A 17,055-nucleotide genomic window follows, 5' to 3' on the forward strand; every position below is an offset into this window, starting at 1 on the left:
TGAATGGGTCTTTCAGGACAATTTTTGGCCTGAAAGACCCTTTCATGACACTTCACATCGCGGCGGTGGTCAGGACTGGTGCATCGCCGCGTCGTGCGCGAGCCCGGGACCCTGCGGGACCCTCGCCATCAGGGCGGCGGGGACCCGGACCGGGGTGACCCCGGCGAAACCGAGGGTGTCCAGCACGTTCGGTTCGGACAGTGGGTACGCGCGGCCCATGTCGGTCACCACCGCGAGCGTGCCCGCCGGGGCGTCGCCGCTGGGCAGCACCTCGACCACCGCGGCCCAGCCGGGTGGCACCAGCACCCGGTCGGCCAGCGCGACGCCGCCAGGGGTCCGGCGCGGGGTCGCGGTCATCATCGCCGCCGGTGGCAGCGTGGCGTCGACACTGACGCGGGGTACGAACGAGCCGGAATCGAAGGTCAGGCAGACCGGGCTCGCCTGGCTCGCCGCGGTGACGAACCGGGGGCGGGCCGCGGGCGGGTCGTCGTCGGCGGCCGGGGGCGCCGCCGTCTGGTGGGCGCCGGTCACCTCGATCGGGCTCAGCTTCACCGCGTACGGGTCGCCCCCGCCGTAGGCGCGCGTGGTCGGGCCGTACGCGCGCTGGATGTCGTACTGCAGCTCGGTGATCGGCCGCAGCGTGGCGGTCTCGGCGAGGTAGTACTGGGTGCCGCCGGAGGTCTCCAGCACCACCAGCTGACCCGCCTGCAGGCTGGGACGGCCCGGTACCGCGGTCGACGGCTTGCCCGCGTCCGGCACCGCGATCGGGCCGATGGGCGCGCCCGCGGGCAGGACGTCGACCGCCGCCGAGCCGACCTTGGTCACCGGCACCGAACCGAGTGCCAGCCCGACGGTGACGGTGTCGCCCTCGCTGATCCGGTGCCGGTAGCCATTGCCGACGAGGTACTCCTCACCGGTTTCGGGCACCTGTACGAGCAGCGCGCGATCGCCGAGGGCGTTCGCGGCGGGCTCCTGTCCCACCAGCATCACCGAGGAGTACACCTTGGCGCCGGTGACGTCGGTGTCCGGCTCCGAGCACAGCGTCCAGCCGCTCTTGAGCACGCGGTCGGCGCCGGGGAGCGCGTCCGGGGCGTCCTGGATGCCGATCCGCGGGCCCCTCGGCACGCCGACGAGCGAATCGCGGGACACCGAAGCCGTCGCGGCGTGCTGCCCGAGCGCGAGCAGCGCGGACGCGAAGTTGGCGACCGGGTGCAGTTTCCCGTCGAGATAGACGTACCGGGTGCCGGTCTCCTTCTCCAGCACCACGGACTTGCCGTCCTCCCACGCCCGGTTGCCACCCGGCGAGACGAGCCCGTACACCCCGGCCACAGCGAGCGCGACGACGGCCAGCGCGACCCCGGCGAACGCGGCGGTGCCGGGACGGCGAAACGGTGGCTGCTCGGGATCGGTCTCCCTGGCGACCAGCGCGGAAACCGCGCGCTGCACCAGGAACTGGTGGGCTTGGAGCTGATCGCGTTTCGTCGCCATGTCAGCCCGCCAGCCCGCGCAGGTAGGCGTACAGGCCGAGCACCGCGCACACCACCGGGACGATGGCCAGCACGAGCACGACCTCCAGCAGTTCCGCGTACCTGCCCCAGTAAGGGCTCGCGTCGCGCGTGCTGCGGCGCAGGCCCGCCAGCGCGGCCAGCGCGCCGAGCAGCAGCACCACCGGCCCGGCCACGGTGAGCAGGGTCGCGGGGTCGGCCATCAGCGGGCCGGTCGCCAGGCTCGCCACCCCGGCCGCACACGCCAGCAGCATCGCGACGCGCTGGGCGACCGCGGGATAAAGTCTGGCCCGCAGGCCGAAACCGGCGGTCAGCAGGCAGACCAGGATCAGCTCCGCCGTGCTCCCGCCCCGCACCAGCAGGACCTGACAGGGCACCGCCACCGCGGCGACCCCGGTCACCAGCCCGGTGAGCAGGCCGTCCGCGCGCACGACCGTCGCGTACACCGCCGCGCGGGCGGGCTGCGGATCGTCCCGCAGCAGATCCGCCGTGCCGCGGGGGAGCACCGGCAGCGGCACCTTGGCGAGCCGCAGTGCCAGCGGGGCCAGCAGCGGCGAGAACGCCAGCCCAGCGCCCGCGACGATGGCCGCGGCCCGCGAGCCGGTCAGCGTGTCGGCCGTGCCCAGCCACGCGGCGAGCACCCCGAGCAGCCCGGCCGTGGCCGCGCCCGCGAACACCGCGGCGCGGTCGACCACCCCGAGCAGGCCGATCATCGCGACCAGCAGCACCGCCGCGCTGCCCGCGAGCAGCTGCGGAGCGCCGAGCGTGAGCATCGGCCGCGTCCCGGCGAACAGCAGGCCGCCGCCGAGGAACGCGAACGGCAGCGCGCCCGCGGCGGCGACCGCTCCGGCACCCGCGTCACCGGCCACCCTGGCCAGCACGACCCCGCCGGTCAGCAACGCGGCGGCGGCCGCGAGCGACCACAGCGCGGGACCCGGCCACGGCGGGCCCGCCCGCAGCACGACGACCACGCCGAGCAGGGCGAGTGCGAGCCCGGCGACGAGACCCGCCCACCGGGTGTGGCGAGGCGTCCAGGTGGCGCTCGCCTTGGCGGCGCCCGCCGCGATCGTGGCGACCAGGTCGTCGTACTCCAGCTCGGGCCAGTCCGTCCTGGCGGGGACCAGGTTCAGCACCTCGCCGTCCATGACCCGCTGGGCGGCCAGCGTTCTCGCGCCGTCCAGCACCGAACCGTCGGTACGGCGCAGGATCCAGCCGCCGTCGGCGACACCCTGGTCGGCGAGGTGCTCGCCGGAGTGCCGCAGCAGGCCGGGCAGCAGCTCGGCGATCGGGGACCGTTCTGGCAGGGCGAGGTCTACGCGGCGGGCCGGTGCCGCCACCGTGACCCGCACGAGGCCAATGGTGTGCATGGTGGACTTCCCTGGTGGTGCCGCCTCCGACGGCAACAACCTGCCGAAGGGCCGCCGGGGCACCGGCGACAGACCTACGATGACCCGATGCGAGCCCGGACGGAACCAGGGCGGCAGCTAGCGGACACGGAGGCGGCGGGGTGCACAGCTCGGTGGTGATGACAGTGCCAGACGGGCGATCCGGACCGGTCGGCAGCGGTCCTAACGCGACCGTCTACTCCGGACTCCACGCCGGGGTGCCGGTGGCGCTGAAGGTTTTCCCGGCCCGCTTCGACAAGCGCACGCTGGCCGTGGTCGAGCGGGAACAAGCAGCGCTGGCCGTGATGGCGCTGGCGAACTCGATCCTCCCCTTCCAGGGCGTGGAGCAGCTGCCCGACGGCAGGCACGCCCTGCGGATGGAGCTGTGCCCGCAGTCGCTGACCGCGCTCGTCGGCAGGGTCGGCCCGCTGGTGCCCTCGGACGTCCTCGTGCTCGGCCACGCGGTGGCGGCGGCGCTCGCCGCGGCACACGGCGCCGGGGTGGTGCATGGCGCGGTGAAACCGGCCAACTTGCTCTTCCGGGTTTCCGGGGAGCCGGTGCTCGCGGACTTCGGGGTCGCGCTGCGCCAGTCGTTCCCGCGCGACACCGGGCGTTCGCTCGAGGGCCTCGCGCCGGAGACCCTGCGCACGGACACCCTCGACGAGCGCACCGACCTCTACGGCCTCGGCGCCCTGCTGCACGTCGCGCTGACCGGCCGGCCCCCGCTGCCCGGCCGGTTGGGGGAGCAGCTGGGCGATCGTGTCCTCCGGCTGCTGAGCACGCCGGTCCCGGCGATCAACCGGCCGGGCGTCTCGGTGGAACTGTCCACTTTGGTCGCCCGGCTGCTGGCCTCGGATCCAGCCCACCGCCCGGTGAGCGCCGCGCTGGTCGCCGACCGGCTGGGCGAGATGATCGCCTACAGCCCGGCCGCCCTTCCCGCCCGGCCGCTGCCACTGCCTTTGCCACCGCCACCCCCGCTCGCTTCGCCGCCGTCGTCTGCGCCGTTCCCGGCCCCGCCACTGCCTGCTGCACCACTGCCTGCTGCACCACTGCCACCAGCAACGCAGTCCGCGGCACCACTACCCGCCGCGCCAGTGCCGCCTGCATCGCCGCCTACCGCGCCGTTGCCGCCTGTCGCCGCCGAGTCGCCAGCGCCCGCCGTGTCCCAGGCGCCTGCCCCGCAGACGTCCGCCTCGCAACCGCCTGCTCCGCCGCCGCCTGCGCCAAGGCCACCGGCCTCGCAGCAGCCCGTGTCCCAGCCGTTGCCGACACCTTCTCCGGCGCCTGAGCCGTCCACGGTGCCCTCAGCTGCCCCGCACACGTCCGGACCGTCTACATGGGAGCCACCCTCGGCCGGGCCGACCGCAGTCGACCCTCCTGCTCCGCCGTCCGCTTCCCTGCCGCCGGATCCCGTTCCGCAGGAGTCCACTGTGGATGCCGGGGAGCCGGGGGAGGACTTCGACGACTTCCGGCCCGCGGCGGCCGGTGAGCCGTCCGCGCCGGTGGTCGCGGAGCTTCCCGAGCTCGATGACTTCGGGTCTTCCTACCCGCAGGCTCAGCACCGGCCCGGCCCACCGGCGGCCCCGGCTGCCACGGGGGCGCGGCACACCCGGCGGGCGGTGCTGGTCGGCGGGGGTGCCGTCCTGTGCGTCGCCGGGATCGCGCTGGTGCTGATCCTGGGCAGCCGGCCCGACGTGCTGCCGGTCACGCAGGGCGCCGCGCCGCCCAGCTCGGTGGCCTTGCCGCCGAGCCCCACCGCTCCGGCGGTGCTGCTGGAGCTGGCGCCGCCGACCGACCTCGGCAACCAGATCGCGCTGAGCTGGACCAGTTCGCAGACGATGGACTACGCGGTGATCGTCGCCGGCGAGGGTGAGCCCAACCACGTGGTGATTGCCCAGCGTGACAGCGCCATCAAGGTCCAGGTCGACCCGGTGCGCAAGTACTGCTTCCAGGTCCAGGCCACTGACGGCCGTCAGGTCTTCGAGAGCCCGCCGAAGCCGGTCCGCGGCGCCGTCTGCCACTCGTAGCCCGACCGGTCGTACCGGCTGGTACGTACCGATGTGATGGGTGCCACAGCGGTTTCGTACCATTGGGTGACGGGTTGAGACGTGGCTCTCCACCGAACGTGTGAAAGATTCGAATTGGCGATTCATTTGGGGTCACGGGGCGTTAGTTGTAAGCGAAGATCATTAGACACCACTGCGGGGAAGGGTAGGACCATGAGCAACGAGCACAGCGTCACTCAGGCGACGATCGTCTTCGGACTGCGAACCTTCGGGTCGAGCCCGTTGCCCGTGAACGCCGACCTCGAGTACGACTCGGAGGACCCGTACGCCATCGTCGTGGCCTACCACGCGGGCCGGGGCACCGTCCGCTGGCTGTTCGGCCGTGACCTGCTCGCGGACGGCCTGCTGGCCCCCACCGGCGACGGTGACGTCCGGGTGAGCCCGGCCACCGACGACTCGCTGGTCGTGTTCGAGTTGAACGCCCCTGGCGGCTCCGCGGTGCTGGAGGCCCCGGCGCAGGAGCTCGCGGCTTTCCTCGACCGCACCTACGACCAGGTGCCCGCCGGTGAAGAGGCCGAGTGGTTCGACTTCGACGAGGAACTGACCAAAATGGCGTTCCGGGACTGAGCTCCTCCAACCCCGTCAAACGGGTTTGCGGGCCTCGATGAGGAACCGCGGTAGCTCCGGGACCCCGCGAGCACCTCACCGCCGCCCGTCTGGATGTCCAGCGCGGCCGACGCCTTCGCCATCCGCTCGCCCATCGCCCGCTGGTAGCCCCACGAAGGCCGCTGCTCAGTGGCCCGCCCGTCGAGCCAGTAGAAGTCCCAGCCGTCCACCGAAACGGCCTCGGTCACCAGCTCTTCGAACGTGCGTGTCATGGCCGTGATCGTTCCAGCCGAGCAGGTGCTCGGCTACCGGATATCACTCACCCTGAGCGGGCACGCCCGGCGGTACGCCCACGTCGATCCGCGTCAGCTCGTTGAGCGTTTCCACCGAGAGGTCCCCGGCCACGGTGAACACGGTCTTCTGCTGCGTCTGGATGCGCTCGTCGACCAGTTTGCTCAGCTCGAAGGCGAGCCTGCCGGTCTGGCGGACGGTTTCCTCGTCGACCTGGGGGAGCACGGCGGAGGTGAGCATGATGCCCTCGGCCTTGCCCGCTTCCGACTGCGCCACGCCGACGGTGAACGCCTCGCGCGGGTTCACCGAGCCGTCGACGAAGTGCGTGCGAAGTTTGCCGAGCAGGGCGTGCCATTGCACCACTTCGCCCTTGAGCTCGGTGGCGGCGAGATCGGTCACCTTCAGGCCCATCCCGCGTTCGCCGGGCCGGAAGCACCGCGCGTAGGAGTTGAGCGCCGCGACCCACAGCGCCTCCACGGTGAGGGTGTCGCGCGCCGGCCCCCGCGCCAGCTCGGCGAGCAGCCGCTCACAGCACCGGAGGACGAACTGGAGGTCGTCGAAGATCGCGGCGAGGTCGGCCAGCGCCAGCGCCACCGGGCTCCGGAGCTCCCGTGCGGTCAAGGGCGGTGCCGCACCTGGGGTCTGGGACATCCCGGGACGCTCCTGTCATCGGCCGTCGGCTGACTGCCCGACAAGGAGATACCCGAATCCGGCTCGCCGCGGTCTCAAATTGCGACAGTGTCAGCGGGTTGGCGGTCGAGCGGGAAGCGGGCGCGCACCCGGAAGCCGCCGTCGGCGGTGGGGCAGGTTTCGAAGCTGCCGCCGAGCAGGCGCGCCCGCTCGGCCAGCCCGGTCAGCCCGTTGCCGCCCGAGGGCAGGTCCGAGCCGCACCGGGCGCCCGCCCGGTCGTTGCGGACCTCGACCTTGAGCGCGTTGTACTCGCCCTGGACCCGGATGGTGGCCGTCGCCCCCGGTGCGTGCTTGTGCATGTTGGTGAGGCATTCCTGCACGACCCGGTAGGCCGCCGCCGACACCTGGCTCGGCAGGTCCGCCGGAATCCGCTCCACGGTGAGGTGCACCGGCACCGCCGAGGTCCGGACGAGCTGGTCGAGCTCGTCGAGGCCGTGCCGCGCGTCGTCGCCGGGGCCGGAGCGCAGCACGCTGACCAGCGACCGGAGTTCTTCCAGCGTCTTCGTGCTGAGCTGGCGGATGACCTGTGCGGTCTGCTGCGTCCGGGCGTCGGTCGTCTGGACCTGCAGCGCTCCGGCCTGCATGGCGATCAGGGTGATCTGGTGCGAGACGACGTCGTGCATCTCGCGGGCGAGGCGGGTGCGTTCCTCCGCGCGGGCCACGTCGGCGTTGATGAGCCGCTCACGGTCACGGCCGGCGGCGAGCTCGGTGAGCTTCTCGGCGAGTTCCGTCCGTGCGCCGATCAGCAGGGCTATCGCGATCGGCATCCCGGCGACCAGCACACCGTAGATCGCGTCGAGGACGTGATCGCGCCAGTCCAGCTGGACGAAGTCGGTCAGCGGCCATTGCACGAACCGGCCGGTGAACACGAGTGTCGCGCCCACCCAGGTCTGCCACCGTGTCTGCTGCCGGACGGCCAGCACGCCGAGCGCGATCATGGGGGCGAGTTCCGACCAGCCGGCGAGGAAGCCGGGGATCGTGCCGATGAGTGCGAGGAACGGGAACCGCCTGCTCGCGGTCAGCGCCAGGCAGGCCGCGCCGGACAGGTAGATCGAATAGGTAGGCGCCTGGCTGGGGATATGGAGCCACACGTCCAGTACGGCCAGCACCCCGGCGACCGTGACGACGGCGTAGTTCATCAGCGCCGACCACTCGATGTTCGCGAACCTGCTGCTCGTCCTGGCGCCTCGAACCCGGGTGACGGCCCCGGCGCCGGGGTCGCCGACCGAGATCCGTGGCAGGGACAGTCCCTCTGTGGTCATCGTCGGACCTCACTCATAGTGTGTCTTTGATGGTGAGATGTGTTTGAAAGCCGATCCGTACGCGCATCAGCAAACAACTTTGCAGACGCTAACGAACTACCCGGCTCCGGTGGTTAGTTTCACCCGTCCCGGACTGGTTGGCACCAAAGTGAGCCCTGAATGACCCATTTGGGTTAGTCAACGTGACGCATGGTAACACGTGGTGTGCAACATGTCAGCAATTCGTGCCGGTCTCGCTGGCTCGTGACGGCTGAGGCCTCGCGACCCGATTTTGCACACTTCGCAACGTCCCGGCATCGACATGCGCGGACCGTTTTGCGGGCGCGCGGAGTGGGTGTCGTCTCGGGAGCGGCGGATTTCACTGTGCTGGGACGACTGTCCGGAAACAATCCGTACAACGGTACGTATCCACCCCTACTAAAAGCGGGCCGTGGATGGCGAGCGCTCGAAAACAAGCGCCAGTGCGGCCTCGTTTAAGTCCCTTGTGGACGGGAAAGCCCGTCTCCGCTTCATCCGGCGGAGACGGGCTTTCCCGTCCGTGACGGTGGTGGGGTTCAGCTCGTGGTGAAGGGAAGCAGCTCCGCCAGTGGCATCTCGGCGATGTCCGCCGCGGGCCGGGAAACGTAGAGCTCGGTGTGGTAGAAGCCGGTCATCTCCTTGCCTTCGGGACTTGTGCCCAGATAGGCGAGGTCTTCGAGTGCGTGGCGCTGTTCCTCGGCGTCGCTGAACCGGCGCTGCAGGAAGGTCCTGGTGGTGACCTTCTCGGTGACGAGACCGAAGCGGCGCAGTCCGTCGGCGATCTCCTGGTAGGGAACGGTCCGCAGCACGAACGCGGCGACCCAGGCCGGTCGGGGCATGCAGTCGAGGAGGCGTTCGAAGGTCTGGGCACCGATGTAGCCCACCCCGCCGGTCACGGTGATGAGCTGGGTGTCCGCCACGGCCGCCCGCAGCGCGGAGCTCGGCGCGGCGAGCTCGAGGTTCTCGGCGAACCCCTCGTCGAGCATGCCGGCGTCGACGGCGTAGGAAACCGCGTTGGCGGCGGCGTCGATGCCGACCGAGCGCACGACGCCGGATCGGCGTCGCGCCCGCCGGAAGAACTCGCGGTCCGTGGCCAGGAGTTCCGTCGGCGACAGCCCGGCCGCCGGCTCGGCGCAGTAGCGGGCGTAGAGCTCGTGCAGGGTGAGGTCGTGGTTGAGCAGAGTCGCGTTGATCCCGTACGAGCAGCACAGGTCGACGACGGCGCCGCCGGTGTTCCCGCGCTTGTCCAGCAGGGTGCGGAAGACGGCGTTGGCGTGGTGCGGGATCTGGTAGTCGAGCGGGTCGAGTGTCCGGAAGTACGACCGCGGATCGGGACTGTCGTAGATGTCGTCGAAACTGGTCTTGCCGAGCAACGCGGGGCGAGTGGTGTCCGTCCTGTGCGCGGGCATGTGCGGATTCCTTCCCTCTGGACAAGGTCGACTCCGGTTCACCGTGTCAGGTCCCGACCACCGTGTCTGTACTGGCGGGTTTGGGTCCGGGCCACAAGACGGCCCTGTCCGGCCCCGCTCCCGTCACCACCGGCCATGCCGGGCCGTCGCCGGTTCCACCGCGATCGCACCGCGCTGACCAGCCACTATCGACCCCCGGTCGAGGTACCGCCCCACGCCGGACGACGCAGGCGGAGGCAATGCCGTTCGGGTCGCGCCCCGGAGAGGTGAAATCTTCCGGTTATCACCCGAATGCCAGCGGACCGCCGGGGGCGCCGGGTTCGCGGTGAGTAGCGTCGGTGGGAGACACGGCGCGCGGCACGGAGCAGGGAGCGACCTCGATGGACGGAATTCCGCTGGCGGCGGACGTGGCTTTACCCGGCTGGGTGAGCACGGTGATCAGCGTGGCCTCGGCCGTGTTCATCGCCGTCATCCTGCTGCTGTTCTTCCTGCGCCGTCGCAAGGACCGCTGAGGGGCCGATCAGCCGTTGACGGACCCGTAGAGCCGCTGGATGTCGTCGTCGAAGTACGCGCTGTAGGACACGTCCGGCGAGTCGCCGCCGAGCTGGTAGCCGCCGATCACGCCGACGACGGTGCCGTGCCCGGTCGAGGGGTCGGCACCGGTGACCCAGGGGCCGCCGCTGGTGCCGTCCGGGAAGCCCGCGCAGGCGATGCGCTGCTGGTAGGCGTCCGACTGGGTCGTGGCGTTCCGGCAGACGACCGGCGAGTTCGAGGTGTCGGGGTAGCCGGTGAGCGTCACCTGATTGGTGAACCCCTGGCTGATCCCGAGCTGGTTGGCGCCGGTGAGGCTCTCCACGGTGCCGGGGTTGCCGTCTTGGCGCACGGTCAGGAACGCGAAGTCGAGATCGGGGTCGGCCGAGGAGGACCAGCCGTCCGCGACGACGGCGCCGGTGACCGTCCACCGCCCGAACGGTTCGACCCCGTCGTGATAGCCGGGCGCGAACGAGAGCCCGGTGCGGTAGCCATCGCCCGAGCCGCCGTTGACGCAATGCGCCGCGGTCAGCACCAGGTCGCCCGCCGCGCTGTGCACGACGCTCGCGCTGCAGAAATGGCCGGTGCCGTCGAACAGGGCGCCCACCGCGGGGTCGGCGCCGAGGAGCTTCGGCGCGGGCTTGCCGGTGGTGTCCGCGGTCGTGTCCACCGGCTCGGTCACCGTGGGGGAACCAGTGCTGGAACCAGTGGTGGCACCGGTGTCGCCGCTCGCTTCGACGGGGGTGTCCGGGGCGTCGCTGGCGGCCGCGCCGCCGGTCCCGAGGACCAGCAGCGCTGAAGTCACGACCGCGGCGGTGGCGCGGAGAACGTTGATCGGCACGTGTTCAGATCAGCACGCCCCGCCCGGATTGGCATCTTGTGGAGCCGGATCCACAGCAACCTCACAGCGCCTCACAAGCTGTACCCAGGTTCGCGCTCAGGCGTGCTCGACCAGCCTGCGGTGCAGTTCCGTGGTGAGCACGTGGATCTCGCGGGTCAGCTGCGTGTTGGTCTTCAGCTCCAGTTCCTGTTCGGCGAAATCGTGATCCGCCTTGGCCTGCTGGAAGGCCGCCGCGCGGTTCTGGCCGATCATCACGAACGTCGAGAGGAAGATCGCCTCGAGCGACACCACCAGCGTGAGCGTCGGCCACGGACTCGCCTCGACGAGCAGCATCCACAGCGCGAACCCGGCGATGTGCAGGTACACGAACAGCATCGAGCCGGCGAACTTCGTGATCTGGTCGGCGACCTTGAGCTGGAGGCTGGCCGTGCGGCGCTCGCGCATCTTCACCACGACCGGGTGTTCCGCGTGGCTTTCGGGTCGGGTCATCGGGTCTCCTCGGGGAAACAAGCGGGCGGTCATCTCCGGCCGGACCCTACTCACGGCAAGTCCACAGCGATCCCTCAGCCGTTTCACATGCCCGGCGGTGAAACTGGGAGGTGGAAGGGAGCGGTCATGAGCGCTGTCATCGCTTTGGTGAGTCTGGTCCTGCTGCTGTTCCAGCTCGTCCTGATCGCCCGCCTGGTCTTCGACTGGGTCGGCGTGCTGTCGCCGGGCGGAGCGGAGTGGGTCTTGCGTGGCCGCGGTTTCACACACGCCGTGACGGAGCCGGTGCTCGCGCCCGTGCGGCGGGTGCTCCGGCCGGTCCGGCTGGGCTCGATGTCGATCGATCTCGCGTTCACCGTGGTGTTCGTACTGGTCGTGTTCCTGCGCGCGATTCTGTAGCGTCGGAGTTTCCCTGCGGGCGCGGCCGGTCCCGACGCCCTAGACCTGACTGCCCCTGAAGGCCACCATCACGGCGTAAAACGCCGTGATGGTGGCCTTCAGGGGCACTTTCCGGTTAGTGGTGACTGCCGTTGGTCACGGCACCGGTTTTCGGGTCCAGGGGGAGTTTGCCCGCCCGGGGGCGCCAGAAGTCGAACATGTTCCACAGGCCGTTGGCGCGGCTGTCGAACGAGGAGTCGCCGACCTTTCCGGTGAACCAGTTGTCCTCGACGAACTTCAGCACCGAGGTCTGGTCGGTCTGGGTGTGGTCGACGAAGTTCACCTTGCTGTACGGCGAGACGACCAGCAACGGGAGCCGGGGTCCGTACCCGCAGCGGTCGGCGTACCCGCCGAGGCTCGCCGGCTTGGCGGTGCAGACGGCCTTGTCCTGGGCGGGGTCGGCGGAGCCGTTGGTGATCAGGGAGTTGACGTGGTCGTACCAGCCGTCCGAGTCGTCATAGGCCAGGACGACGGCGGTGGAGCGCCATTCCGGTGACTGCTGGATCTTGTTGATCTCGCCGGTCACGAACGCCTGCTCGTCGAGCGGGTCGGAGTATCCGGCGTGGCCGTCCTGGTACTCGGGGGCCTTGAGGAAGCTGACCGCCGGCATCGAGCCCGCCTTGAGCGAGGCGTCGAAGTCCGAGGTGTCGTACTGGTGGTTCGCGCGGTCCGTCTGGCCGATGGCCTCGACCGACGTCGGCGCGAGGTGCTTCGGGTTCGCGGTCGACGGGTAGTACTGGAACGGCTCGTGGTGCGGGCTGTAGTCGACGGAGGCGTTGCCGCCGACGTTCGTGTGCGTCTGGCCGCAGACCGCGTAGCCGTTCGCCGTGCCGGTCGGCCGGAAGCCGCCCTGGAACCAGCCCCAGGTGACCCGGCGCTGGTTGAGCAGGTCGCCGATGTTGCGGCCGTGCATCGTGGCCAGGTTGTCCTTGCTCGTGTGGTTCTTGCCCGAGCAGTCGTCCCAGGCCGGGTCCGGGTCGTTGATCACCGTGCCGACACCGTTCTGGTCCGGCGAGACGACCGCGTAGGCGTCGGTCTTCGGCTCATGCGTGACCGGGTCCAGCGCCTGCGCCCCGTGGGTCTGACCGGAGATCAGGTTGAGCGCGCCCGGGGTCGACGGCCCGAAGGTGGTGTTGTAGGAGTTGTCGCTCAGCGCGTAGTGCTGCGCGTAGTTCCACATCCCGGTGACGGTGTTGCCGTCGTAGTAGTCCATCACCAGGCCGGGCTCGCCGTACAGCACCGGCTGCCCGGTGCACTTGTCCGTCTCGGTGTTCTCGACGAACTTGTCCATCTTTCCGCCGTTGACCGCGGCCTGCTCGTTCTTGTAGTTGTGGTTCTGGTCGCAGGTCAGCGCCTGCTCGTGGGTGAGCCGCTTCGGGTCATAGGCGTTCGGGTTGTCCGTGAGCAGCTTGCCCTTGAGCCCGTTGACCTCCGGGGTGTGCCGGGCGGCCTGGAACGGCGTGCCGTCGGTGTTGGCGGCCTTCGGGTAAGTGCCGAAGTAGTGGTCGAACGAGATGTTCTCGCCGAAGATCACCACGACGTGCTTGATCGGGGTGGCGGTGGGAAGCCAGTCCGCGCGCTGCAGGTGCAGCGGCTGCGCGGCCGCGCTGCCCGCGGCCGAGCCGGTGACGACAGCCAGCAGCGCGGCGGTGGCCAGCGCCCCCGCGCCGAGTGTCCGCCTTCGGCCGTGCCGTCGGCCGGATCGTGTGTCCACTGTGTCCTCCTGATCGATGAACCTGTTGGTGGGAGCGGGTAGTGCGGCGGAAGCTCAGGCCAGCATGGCCCGGCCGTAGTGGTCTTCGGGCCCGGTGACCCCGGGCAGCGCGAAGAAGTAACCCCCGCCGAACGGGGAGATGTAGTCGACCAGCGGCTCGTCGGCGAGCCGGGTCTGGACGGCCTCGAACTGGCGCTCGAGGTCCTGCTGGTAGCAGCTGAAGATCAGGCCCATGTCGAGGTTCCCGTTGACGTCCACGCCCCGGTCGTAGTTCACCGACCGCCGCAGGATGCGGCCGGCGTCGGTTTCCGGGATGCGGGGGTTGGCCTTGCGGATGTGGCTGGTCAACGGGATCACGGTGCCGATCGGGTCGTCGGCGTAGCGGGGTTCGTCGTTCTCGGCGGCGCCGTCGAGCGGGGCGCCGGTGTCGCGCCGCCTGCCGAACATGTTCTCCTGCTCGGAGAGCGAAACCCGGTCCCAGAACTCGACGAGCATGCGGATGAGCCGGATGACCTGGTAGCTGCCGCCCGCCGCCCAGGCCGGTTCCCCCGCCGCTGCCGGTGTCCACACGAGACGGTCCATTTCGGACGCGTCGGTGACGTCGGGATTGGCCGTGCCGTCCTTGAACCCCATCAGGTTGCGTGGGGTCCCCGACGGCCGCGGCGGCGAGGCGAACCCGGTGAGCTTCCAGCGCGGCTGCATCCCGCCGCGGGTGGCGCGGGCGAGGTCGCGCAGCGCGTGCAGGACGGTGTCGGGCGCGCTCGCCGAGAGCGTCAGGCTGAGGTCGCCGTGACACTGCGCCGGGTCGAGCGCGTCGTTGGGGAACGTGGTCATCGGCTTGAGCTTCGCCGGTTTCTTCGCGCCGAGCCCGTACCGCTGGTCGAACAGCGACGCGCCCACCCCGACGATCACCGAGAGGTCGCCGTCCGGGACGACCGGCCCGAGCACCCCGGAGTCGGCGGGGGGAGCGGTGATGCCCAGCGAGGCCGGGGCCCCACCGGAGGTCAGGAACCGCGCACGGTCGGTGATCGCGCGCAGCAGCTCGGTCAGCTCTGCCCGGTTGTCCGCGATGACGTCGAACGAGGCCACGATGCTCTGCGACGGCGGCGTGCGCAGGATGCCCGCCTGGTGGGGGCCGTGGAACGGGACGGAGGCGGTGTCTTCGCCCGCCGCGCTCGCCGACACGGCCGTGACGGCTCCGGCGCCGACCGCGGCCAGGCCCGCCCCGGCCATCGTCCGGCGGAGGAAGGAGCGCCGGGGGAGATCCGCGGCCATCAGGTCCGCCTCGGCTGGGCGATCGCCGCGATGGGGGCGAGCTGCTCGGTCAGCTCGCCGATGGCGCCGTTGAGCGCCTGGCGATGCTTCTGGTCGAGCTGCGCGACGGGCGTCCAGCCGCCGTCGGGCCGGTGGGCGGAGTCGAGCGCGGTCTGTGTGCGGCCCAGCCAGGCATCCACAGTGGACAGTCCGGGGAATCTGGGCGTCAGTACTGGACGCAGGACGTCCAGTACCGCCCTGGTGCCGTCCAGGTTGGCCCGCGCGGTCGCCAGCGTGGTGCCACTGCCGTAGTCGGTGCGGCCGGTGAGTTCGAACTGCAGCGCGTTCTCCATGATCTCGTGGGCCCGCAGGCCCAGGTCGTTGCCATCGATCTGGCTGCCGCCGAAGGAGTCCCGTAGCTTGCGGGCGTCGGTGTCGATCTGCGCGGCCACCGCGGTGAGCGCGGCCATGTCCTGGTCGTGCCAGAGCCCGTACTCCAGCCGGTGGAAGCCGGTGAACCCCGGATCGGCCGCGCCGCCGGGCAGTCCGTCGGTGGTCCCGTTGAGCGCGCCGTCCGAGTCGCCGAACGCGTTGTAGGCGGCGCCGAGCCGCTCGTAGGACAGGTGGGCGGTGAGCCAGGCTGTGCGGCTCACGGCGCGGTCACCCGTGCCGACGGCGGCCTTCAGCGCGGCGGTGTCCCGCACGAGCGTGTCCAGCCCGGTCGTCACGTGCTGGTGGTAGGTCTTGAGCGGGCCGAGCAGCTCGCCCGCGGTCACCGGCGTCACGCCGGGGCTCGCCTGCGCCGTGCCGCCGGTGACGGTCGCGACCGGGCCGACGATCGCTTCGGTCTCCTCGGGCAGGCACCGGAAGGCGTACCGGCCGTTGCCCAGCGTCACCTGCAGTGGCCGCGTGGTGCCCGCGCCGAGTCCCTCGACCTCGCCGTAGACCACCCCGGTGACCGGATCGATCAGATCGGCTTCGGCGGTCACCGAGCCCGTGTTGTGCATCAGGAACGTCTGCTGGCCGGGTCTGGGCTCGGCCCAGCCCGTGCCGCAGTCCGAGCGGGACACCGCGATCTCGGGGTCACCGGCGATCGCGGTGTCCGGCCACAGCGCGACGACCAGTCCCGCGACGGCGACGGCGGCCACCACACCGCCACCCCAGCGGAGCCGTACAGCCTTCCGCACCCGCACGCTCCTCCACGCCTGCCCATTCGCCACTCGAATGGGCTACTCCGGAGGGGATTATGCGAGCGGAAGGTGAAGAACACCCCGCCTGAGGCACCGTCACTCCGGAAGTTCACCGAATCTTAAGGCGCTGCGGGGTGAATCCTTCAATGCCGGACAGCTGCGTGCGAATAGTCTGGCCGTTTGCGGCATTCGCCCGTTTGGCCGGTCCTGTCCGGTCAGCGCGCTGCTCGGCGGCCCGCTGTTCGTCCGGACGCAGCGCGGCGTGACCCCGACCGCGCTCGGGGAGATCGTCGTGGCCAGGGCGGGCTCCGCGCTCGACACGCTGGCGAAACAGGTGACGGCCGAGGATCCGGGCCGGAAGTCGGTGTACGCCAACCACAAGGGCGGCCAGGACGCGGTATCGAACCACGCGGACCTGAGCGCCTACAACAAGTACTTCGGCTGGTACGACCTGTCGGCCCCCGGGCCCGGCCCCTGGCTGGACAATCTGCACGCCGCGGACCCGGCCCGCGAGATCGGGCTCAGCGAGTACGGCGCGGGCAGCAGCATGTACCAGCACGTGGAGAACTCGACCGTCAAGCCCGCCGATCATCCCGTCGCGGGTGCATCCGGAGGAATACGAGACGCTCGTCCACGAGAACTCCTGGAAACAGCTCGAAACCCGGCCGTACCTGTGGGGCACGTTCGTCTGGAACATGTTCGACTTCGCCGCCGACGGCAGGGCCGAGGGCGACACCCTCGGCCGCAACGACAAGGGCCTGGTGACCTACGACCGGGCTGTCCGCAAGGACGCTTTCTACTGGTACAAGGCGAACTGGACCACCACCTCGTTCGTGCACCTGACCAGCGCCCGCTGGACCGACCGGACCGTCGCGGCCACCACGGTGAAGGCTTACGGCGACGCGGTGGACGCGGTCTCGGTCACCGTCAACGGCGTCGCCGCCGGGCCGCCCACGACGTCGTCCGACCACATCTACACCTGGCCGGTCACCCTGGCGCCCGGCGCCAACGTGGTCACCGTGTCCGGCACCCGGGGCGGTCACGTCTACACCGACACCGCGACCTGGACACTCAAGTCCTGATCTCGATTGTCGCTGAAGGCCACGAGAGGCAGCTTGATCCGCTAGTCGTTGACTGGGCGTGGTTTGTTGCCGGACGCCGAGTGTCGGCGTCCGGCTGGTGGGGCGGTTTCGTCGCCGAGGTGCCCTTAGTGGGGTGGGTCGTGTGCGGTGTTGCGGATGGGTCTTCGTTCCGGGTCCAGCCATTCGGGGGGTAGCCATTCGATGGTTCCGTGGCGTAGCTGGATGTCCCAGCCGCCGTGGTGGATCAGGCGGTGGCACTTTTCGCAGACGAGGCTGAGATTTATGATGTCGGTCGGGCCTCCGGCGCCACCGGGGTTGCTCCAGTGGGTGAGGTGGTGAGCGACGCA

16 protein-coding genes and 1 pseudogene are annotated in these 17,055 nt (G+C 70.5%); 5 read left to right on the forward strand and 12 right to left on the reverse strand.

Annotated features, from left to right (window positions below):
• Positions 1-69 precede the first annotated feature (69 nt).
• Together eccB and eccD are read right to left on the reverse strand one after the other, a co-directional pair.
• Positions 70-1,488, reverse strand: coding sequence for a type VII secretion protein EccB (gene eccB, locus QMK34_RS42600; protein WP_326420522.1), 1,419 nt, complete (start codon positions 1,486-1,488; stop codon positions 70-72).
• 1 nt (position 1,489) lies between these two features.
• Positions 1,490-2,872: a type VII secretion integral membrane protein EccD gene (gene eccD, locus QMK34_RS42605; RefSeq protein WP_326420523.1), complete on the reverse strand. Its 1,383-nt coding sequence runs from the start codon at positions 2,870-2,872 to the stop codon at positions 1,490-1,492.
• 164 nt (positions 2,873-3,036) lie between these two features.
• Here eccD and QMK34_RS42610 point away from each other — a divergent pair, with 164 nt between their 5' ends.
• Positions 3,037-4,917, forward strand: coding sequence for a serine/threonine protein kinase (locus QMK34_RS42610; protein ID WP_326420524.1), 1,881 nt, complete (start codon positions 3,037-3,039; stop codon positions 4,915-4,917).
• Between the two features lie 192 nt (positions 4,918-5,109).
• On the forward strand, positions 5,110-5,523 hold the full coding sequence (locus QMK34_RS42615; protein WP_326420525.1) for an SsgA family sporulation/cell division regulator: 414 nt from the start codon (positions 5,110-5,112) through the stop codon (positions 5,521-5,523).
• Positions 5,524-5,585: 62 nt separating this feature from the next.
• Here QMK34_RS42615 and QMK34_RS42620 read toward each other — a convergent pair.
• The 4 genes and pseudogenes from QMK34_RS42620 to QMK34_RS42635 all read right to left on the reverse strand — a co-directional run.
• Positions 5,586-5,774: pseudogene (locus tag QMK34_RS42620) on the reverse strand (SAM-dependent methyltransferase); the annotation flags it as partial.
• Between the two features lie 43 nt (positions 5,775-5,817).
• Positions 5,818-6,444, reverse strand: a complete 627-nt coding sequence (locus tag QMK34_RS42625) for a hypothetical protein (RefSeq protein ID WP_326420526.1) — start codon at positions 6,442-6,444, stop codon at positions 5,818-5,820.
• Between the two features lie 74 nt (positions 6,445-6,518).
• Complete coding sequence (locus QMK34_RS42630) at positions 6,519-7,745, reverse strand: sensor histidine kinase (RefSeq protein WP_326420527.1); 1,227 nt, start codon at positions 7,743-7,745, stop codon at positions 6,519-6,521.
• A gap of 554 nt (positions 7,746-8,299) precedes the next feature.
• Positions 8,300-9,172 carry a class I SAM-dependent methyltransferase gene (locus QMK34_RS42635; protein ID WP_326420528.1) on the reverse strand — a complete coding sequence of 291 codons (873 nt, stop codon included), beginning with the start codon at positions 9,170-9,172 and terminating at the stop codon, positions 8,300-8,302.
• Between the two features lie 380 nt (positions 9,173-9,552).
• Between QMK34_RS42635 and QMK34_RS42640 the strand changes: the two genes are divergently transcribed.
• Entirely contained in the window at positions 9,553-9,684 is a 132-nt protein-coding gene (locus QMK34_RS42640) for a hypothetical protein (RefSeq protein WP_326420529.1), read from the forward strand.
• Positions 9,685-9,692: 8 nt separating this feature from the next.
• Here QMK34_RS42640 and QMK34_RS42645 read toward each other — a convergent pair whose 3' ends face one another.
• Both QMK34_RS42645 and QMK34_RS42650 read right to left on the reverse strand, forming a co-directional pair.
• A complete protein-coding gene (locus tag QMK34_RS42645) occupies positions 9,693-10,544 on the reverse strand; it encodes a trypsin-like serine peptidase (protein WP_326420530.1) in 852 nt (283 codons plus the stop codon).
• A 96-nt stretch (positions 10,545-10,640) separates the two neighbouring features.
• Positions 10,641-11,033 (reverse strand): DUF1003 domain-containing protein, encoded by a 393-nt coding sequence (locus QMK34_RS42650; RefSeq protein WP_326420531.1) that lies wholly within the window; start codon positions 11,031-11,033, stop codon positions 10,641-10,643.
• A gap of 126 nt (positions 11,034-11,159) precedes the next feature.
• On the opposite strand from QMK34_RS42650, the gene QMK34_RS42655 reads away from it, so the two are divergent.
• Positions 11,160-11,429, forward strand: coding sequence for a YggT family protein (locus QMK34_RS42655; protein ID WP_326420532.1), 270 nt, complete (start codon positions 11,160-11,162; stop codon positions 11,427-11,429).
• Between the two features lie 115 nt (positions 11,430-11,544).
• Here QMK34_RS42655 and QMK34_RS42660 read toward each other — a convergent pair whose 3' ends face one another.
• Genes QMK34_RS42660 through QMK34_RS42670 form a run of 3 tightly spaced genes read right to left on the reverse strand, consistent with a single transcriptional unit; the run spans position 11,545 to position 15,623 of the window.
• Positions 11,545-13,182, reverse strand: a complete 1,638-nt coding sequence (locus tag QMK34_RS42660; protein ID WP_326420533.1) for a phospholipase C — start codon at positions 13,180-13,182, stop codon at positions 11,545-11,547.
• Between the two features lie 54 nt (positions 13,183-13,236).
• Positions 13,237-14,457 (reverse strand): Dyp-type peroxidase, encoded by a 1,221-nt coding sequence (locus QMK34_RS42665; RefSeq protein ID WP_326420534.1) that lies wholly within the window; start codon positions 14,455-14,457, stop codon positions 13,237-13,239.
• Positions 14,457-15,623 (reverse strand): EfeM/EfeO family lipoprotein, encoded by a 1,167-nt coding sequence (locus QMK34_RS42670; RefSeq protein WP_326420535.1) that lies wholly within the window; start codon positions 15,621-15,623, stop codon positions 14,457-14,459. Before QMK34_RS42670 ends, QMK34_RS42665 begins: the two co-directional genes overlap by 1 nt.
• A gap of 605 nt (positions 15,624-16,228) precedes the next feature.
• Here QMK34_RS42670 and QMK34_RS42675 point away from each other — a divergent pair.
• Positions 16,229-16,708, forward strand: coding sequence for a hypothetical protein (locus tag QMK34_RS42675; protein ID WP_326420536.1), 480 nt, complete (start codon positions 16,229-16,231; stop codon positions 16,706-16,708).
• A gap of 125 nt (positions 16,709-16,833) precedes the next feature.
• On the opposite strand, the gene QMK34_RS42680 is transcribed toward QMK34_RS42675, so the two are convergent.
• Positions 16,834-17,055, reverse strand: a 222-nt coding sequence (locus tag QMK34_RS42680; RefSeq protein WP_326420537.1) for an HNH endonuclease signature motif containing protein, incomplete at its 5' end; no start/stop codon positions are given.

The organism is Amycolatopsis sp. H20-H5 (genome assembly GCF_035828755.1).
GTDB lineage: Bacteria > Actinomycetota > Actinomycetes > Mycobacteriales > Pseudonocardiaceae > Amycolatopsis.